Origin of the sequence: Mesorhizobium sp. (genome assembly GCF_024509055.1) — a bacterium.
GTDB lineage: Bacteria > Pseudomonadota > Alphaproteobacteria > Rhizobiales > Rhizobiaceae > Mesorhizobium.
In genome coordinates, this window is the sequence record NZ_JANINM010000201.1 from 1 (window position 1) to 3,178 (window position 3,178).

Here is a 3,178-nt window from a genome sequence, read left to right on the forward strand (position 1 = left end):
AGAAGGAGATCGAGGCGTCGAAATACGACCTCGCCTATGTCGCGCTCGACGGCAACATCGGCTGCATGGTGAACGGCGCCGGCCTCGCCATGGCGACGATGGACATCATCAAGCTCTACGGCGCTGAGCCGGCTAACTTCCTCGACGTCGGTGGCGGCGCTTCGAAGGAAAAGGTCACGGCGGCGTTCAAGATCATCACCAAGGATCCGGCCGTCGAAGGCATCCTGATCAACATCTTCGGCGGCATCATGAAGTGCGATGTCATCGCCGAAGGCGTGATCGCCGCGGTCAAGGAAGTGGGCCTGAAGGTGCCGCTGGTCGTGCGGCTCGAAGGCACCAATGCCGAGCTCGGCAAGAAGATCATCAACGACAGCGGCCTGAACGTCGTCTCGGCCGACGACCTCGACGACGCGGCCAAGAAGATCGTCAAGGCGGTGAAGGGCTAGAGCGTGCCTCCGCGCAAGATAAACCTGGTCGAGGCGGCGGATCGGACGATCACCAAGGTCTTCGATCCGCACATCGCCGGCGACGTCAACGACAGCCAGGCCAAGGTCGCCAAGTTCGGCGAGGTCTTCGACTGGCACGCGCACGACCATGAGGACGAGGCTTTTCTCGTGTTGCGCGGCAGGATCGCGATCGATTTCCGCGACGGGCCGGTCGAGCTCGGCGAAGGCGATTTCATCGTCGTGCCACGCGGCGTCGAGCACCGGCCACGCTCGCTGACCACCGAGCCCGTGGTGCTGATGTTCGAACCGGCGACGACCTTGAACACGGGCAATGCCAAGAGCGACCTCACCGTCACCGACCTCAAGCGGCTCTGAGCCATGAACACGGCGCCTTCCTTCACGCTTTCGGCCGAACACCAGCGCCTGCAGGTGCTGGTCGGCGCGTGGCGTGGCGTGGAGGAGATTTCGGCCACGCAGTGGGCCGATGACGGCATGGCGGAGGCCGAGGTGATCGCCGAAGCCCAGTTCGGCGGGCTGTTCGTGGTGCAGCGCTACCGCCAGAAGCGGGAAGGCACGGTGTCGTTCGCCGCGCACAGCGTCTTCGGCTTCGACCAGGCCAATGGTTTCTGGACCATGCACCAGTTCGACTCGATGGGGTTCGTGCCGGCTTCACCGGCCACAGGTTCCTGGAACGGCAATGAGCTCACCTTGGAGCGGTCGTCGCCACGTGGCGCCGCGCGCGTAACCTACGGTTTCGATGACGCTGATACCTACCGCATGAAACTTCAGTTCAAGCCCGCAGGCAGCGATGCCTGGCAAGACATGGTGAGCGGCCTTTACCGGCGCGTCTCGCCTTCCACGATCAACGGTTTTTAGAAAAGGGCCGCGATGTCCATTCTCGTCGACAAGAATACCAAGGTGCTGGTGCAGGGCCTGACCGGCAAGACCGGCACATTCCATACCGAGCAGGCGCTGGCCTATCACGGCACCAAGATGGTTGGCGGCATCCATCCCAAGAAGGGTGGAGAAACCTGGACCGGTTCGAAGGGCGAAACCCTGCCGATCTTCGCCACGGTTGCCGAAGGCAAGGAAAAGACGGGCGCCAACGCATCCGTCATCTATGTGCCGCCGGCGGGCGCCGGCGAGGCGATCATCGAGGCGATCGAGGCCGAGATCCCGTTGATCGTCTGCATCACAGAGGGCATCCCGGTGATGGACATGGTCAAGGTCAAGGCGCGGCTCGACCGCTCCAAGTCGCGGCTGATCGGCCCGAACTGCCCGGGCGTGCTGACGCCCGACGAATGCAAGATCGGCATCATGCCGGGCAACATCTTCCGCAAGGGTTCGGTCGGCGTTGTTTCCCGCTCGGGAACGCTTACCTATGAGGCAGTCTTCCAGACCACCAATGTCGGGCTCGGCCAGACCACCGCGGTCGGCATCGGCGGCGATCCGGTCAAGGGCACCGAGTTCATCGACGTGCTGGAGATGTTCCTCGCCGACGACGAGACCAAGTCGATCATCATGATCGGCGAGATCGGCGGCTCGGCCGAGGAAGACGCCGCGCAGTTCTTGAAGGACGAGGCCAAGCGCGGCCGCAAGAAACCGATGGCGGGCTTCATCGCCGGGCGCACGGCGCCGGCCGGCCGGACCATGGGTCATGCGGGCGCGGTGATCTCGGGCGGCAAGGGCGGCGCGGAAGACAAGATCGCGGCCATGGAATCGGCCGGGATAAAAGTTTCGCCGTCGCCGGCGCGGCTGGGCACGACGCTGGTCGAAGCGATCAAGGGTTAAGGCAGTAGTGAGTAGCGACTAGCGAATAGGGAAAAGAGTAGCGGCGCGACATGGGAAAATCCCTGCTCGCTAGCCGCTACTGACTATTCGCTCCCAAAAAGGAGACGGAGCCAGGCTCCGCAGACGAAAATGGCACGACAAGATCAGGCCAACGACCAATTCTCGCTCACCTCGTTCCTTTATGGCGGCAATGCCGATTACATCGATGCGCTCTATGCCGCCTATGAGGACAATCCGGCCTCGGTCGACCCCGAATGGCAGGATTTCTTCGCGGCGCTGAAGGATGACGCCGGCGACGTCCGCAAGAACGCCAAGGGCGCGTCCTGGGCGAAGCCTTCCTGGCCGTTGCAGGCCAATGGCGAGCTGGTCTCGGCGCTCGACGGCAATTGGGGCCTGGTCGAGAAGCACATCGAAAAGAAGGTCAAGGAAAAGGCCGTCGTCAACGGCGCGGCGCTTTCCGATGCCGACGTGCATCAGGCGACGCGCGATTCCGTGCGCGCCATCATGATGATCCGCGCCTACCGCATGCGCGGCCATCTGCATGCCAATCTCGATCCGCTGGGCATCGCCAAGCCGCTCGAGGACTATAACGAGCTGTCGCCGCAGAATTACGGCTTCACTGAAGCCGATTACGACCGGCCGATCTTCCTCGACAATGTGCTCGGCCTCGAATTCGGCACCATCCGGCAGATGCTGGACATCCTCACCCGCACCTATTGCTCGACGCTCGGCGTGGAGTTCATGCACATCTCCGATCCGGAGGAAAAGGCGTGGATCCAGGAACGCATCGAAGGCGCGGACAAGGAGATCACCTTCACCGCCGCCGGCAAGAAGGCGATCCTGTCGAAGCTGGTCGAGGCCGAAGGCTTCGAGCAGTATATCGACGTCAAGTACAAGGGCACCAAGCGCTTCGGCCTCGACGGCGGCGAGTCGCTGATCCC

The 3,178-nt window shown here is 63.0% G+C and carries 3 protein-coding genes and 2 pseudogenes; all 5 read left to right on the forward strand.

Features of this window, described 5'->3' with window-relative positions; translation table 11 throughout:
- A pseudogene (gene sucC / locus Q0L57_RS09460) lies at positions 1-446 on the forward strand (succinate--CoA ligase subunit beta); the annotation flags it as partial.
- 3 nt (positions 447-449) lie between these two features.
- On the forward strand, positions 450-821 hold the full coding sequence (locus Q0L57_RS09465; protein ID WP_296741544.1) for a cupin domain-containing protein: 372 nt from the start codon (positions 450-452) through the stop codon (positions 819-821).
- Between the two features lie 3 nt (positions 822-824).
- Positions 825-1,322 (forward strand): DUF1579 family protein, encoded by a 498-nt coding sequence (locus tag Q0L57_RS09470; RefSeq protein WP_296741546.1) that lies wholly within the window; start codon positions 825-827, stop codon positions 1,320-1,322.
- 12 nt (positions 1,323-1,334) lie between these two features.
- Positions 1,335-2,237 carry a succinate--CoA ligase subunit alpha gene (gene sucD, locus Q0L57_RS09475; protein WP_296741548.1) on the forward strand — a complete coding sequence of 301 codons (903 nt, stop codon included), beginning with the start codon at positions 1,335-1,337 and terminating at the stop codon, positions 2,235-2,237.
- 129 nt (positions 2,238-2,366) lie between these two features.
- Positions 2,367-3,178, forward strand: a pseudogene (gene sucA, locus Q0L57_RS09480) (2-oxoglutarate dehydrogenase E1 component); the annotation flags it as partial.

Coding starts and splice junctions, on each gene's coding strand:
- Q0L57_RS09470 (WP_296741546.1), top strand. CDS start 825: ATGAACACGGCGCCTTCCTTCACGCTTTCGGCCGAACACCAGCGCCTG.
- sucD (WP_296741548.1), top strand. CDS start 1,335: ATGTCCATTCTCGTCGACAAGAATACCAAGGTGCTGGTGCAGGGCCTG.